Source organism: Selenomonadales bacterium (genome assembly GCA_017442105.1).
In the GTDB taxonomy this organism is placed as follows: Bacteria; Bacillota; Negativicutes; order RGIG982; family RGIG982; genus RGIG982.
This window is the reverse complement of the sequence record JAFSAX010000007.1, coordinates 1-1,766: the sequence shown is the minus strand read 5'-3', so window position 1 is coordinate 1,766 and position 1,766 is coordinate 1. Positions and strand designations below refer to the sequence as shown.

General features: G+C 42.6%; 3 protein-coding genes. All 3 read left to right on the top strand.

The genetic code is table 11. From position 1 onward, the window contains the following. The first annotated feature begins 337 nt into the window (after positions 1 to 337). Positions 338 to 1,222, top strand: a complete 885-nt coding sequence (locus IJN28_00350; GenBank protein ID MBQ6712221.1) for a YicC family protein — start codon at positions 338 to 340, stop codon at positions 1,220 to 1,222. Between the two features lie 13 nt (positions 1,223 to 1,235). Next, the gene (locus tag IJN28_00345; protein MBQ6712220.1) at positions 1,236 to 1,496 is read left to right on the top strand and encodes a DUF370 domain-containing protein; all 261 of its coding nucleotides are present in this window, start codon (positions 1,236 to 1,238) and stop codon (positions 1,494 to 1,496) included. 14 nt (positions 1,497 to 1,510) lie between these two features. After that, the coding region (locus tag IJN28_00340; GenBank protein ID MBQ6712219.1) for a guanylate kinase at positions 1,511 to 1,766 on the top strand (256 nt) is incomplete at its 3' end.

Genomic DNA, 1,766 nt, shown 5'->3' with positions numbered 1-1,766 from the left:
TATCAGATGATCGTACCCGATAAGGCAGAAACAGTTTCTGAAGGACAATATTGTGCGCAATGCTATTTCTATTTTGATGAAGAAGACTTGGCGTTGAATCAGTCGATCGTACTGAATGTAGCAAAAAAAGATGGAACTAAAAAGAAATTTAATTTTGCATTGGCGCAGATATATTAAGAATAGATACGACAGGGCAGAGAATACTGCGCCTGTCGTATTTCATTTAAATATTTTGCCCGAAAACAGAAGATTATACGTGTAAATAAGAGGATTTTGCAGATTTTAAGCGAATACTGTATAAATTAAATTATAATAACTTTGGGCAGGTGACAAACGAGTGATAAAAAGTATGACCGGTTTTGGTCGTGGAGAATACAGAGATAATGAACATGGGTTTACTGTTGAAATCAAATCGGTGAATCACCGTTACCATGATACTGTTCTTCGTTTCCCGAAAAGCTTGAACGGATTGGAAGACAAGATCCGCCAGACGATTGCAGGAAAATTAGTGCGCGGTCACATCGAAGCTATGATCTCACGTGTTGATTATGCAGAGCCGAAACGTACGGTTCGTGTTAATCCGGCTTTGGCTATCACATACAGCCAAGCGATTCAAGAAGTAGCTGAATCGATCGGGGCACCGTTTGAAAAAAATCCGTACCGTATCGCTTCGTTCCCGGAAGTACTTGTCATGGAAGAGGAAAAAGAAGATATCGATGCGTTGTGGGCAAAATTAGAAGTCGCAGTGAAAAATGCGCTTGAGAATCTGCTTTCGATGCGTAAGGTAGAAGGCGAAGCCTTGGCAAACGACTTACATATGCGTGTTGCTCGCTTGGAAGAATATATTGCGCAGATCGAAGCGTATACACCGAGCGTCTTCGGCGCATATCGTGACGGTTTGATGGCGCGTATGCGCGATGTTCTTGCCGATCTCGGCGCAGAACCTGATGAAGCGCGTATTTTGCAAGAAGCTGCTATTTATGCGGAAAAGGTCAATATTACGGAAGAATTGGTTCGCCTCAAGAGCCATATTCGTCAATTCGATAAAACGCTTCAGTCGACGGAGTCTGTCGGACGCAAGCTCGATTTTATCGTCCAAGAGATCAATCGCGAAACGAATACGATCGCCTCTAAGGTCAATAATTTCGGTATTGCAAGCATTGTTATAGAAATCAAAAGTGAAATTGAAAAAATTCGTGAACAGATTCAAAACGTAGAATAAGCGAGGTTTGAAGATGGAAATTAAATTGATCAATATTGGTTTTGGTAACATTGTATCGGCCAATCGTATTATATCGATTGTCAGTCCGGAATCTGCTCCTATCAAACGAATTATCCAAGAAGCAAGAGAACGCGGTATGCTGATCGATGCAACGTATGGCAGAAGAACACGTGCTGTTATCATTGCAGACAGCGATCACGTTATCTTGTCGGCAGTACAACCGGAAACGGTAGCACATCGCGTGATCAGTCGCGATGAAGAAGATGGAGAATAAAGGCGGGGAATAAGATGCAGCAAGAAGGTTTGTTGATCGTTGTATCGGGGCCATCGGGTGCCGGTAAGGGAACGATCTGTAAACGCTTATTGGAAAAAAATCCGAATTTGGGATATTCTATTTCGGCAACAACGCGCGCTCCGCGTACAGGTGAAGTCAATGGTGTCAACTATTGGTTCTTGTCGAAAGAAGAATTTCAGAAGATGATCTCTGAAGACGGTCTTCTTGAATGGGCAGAAGTCTATGGTAATTATTACGGGACACCTGCAC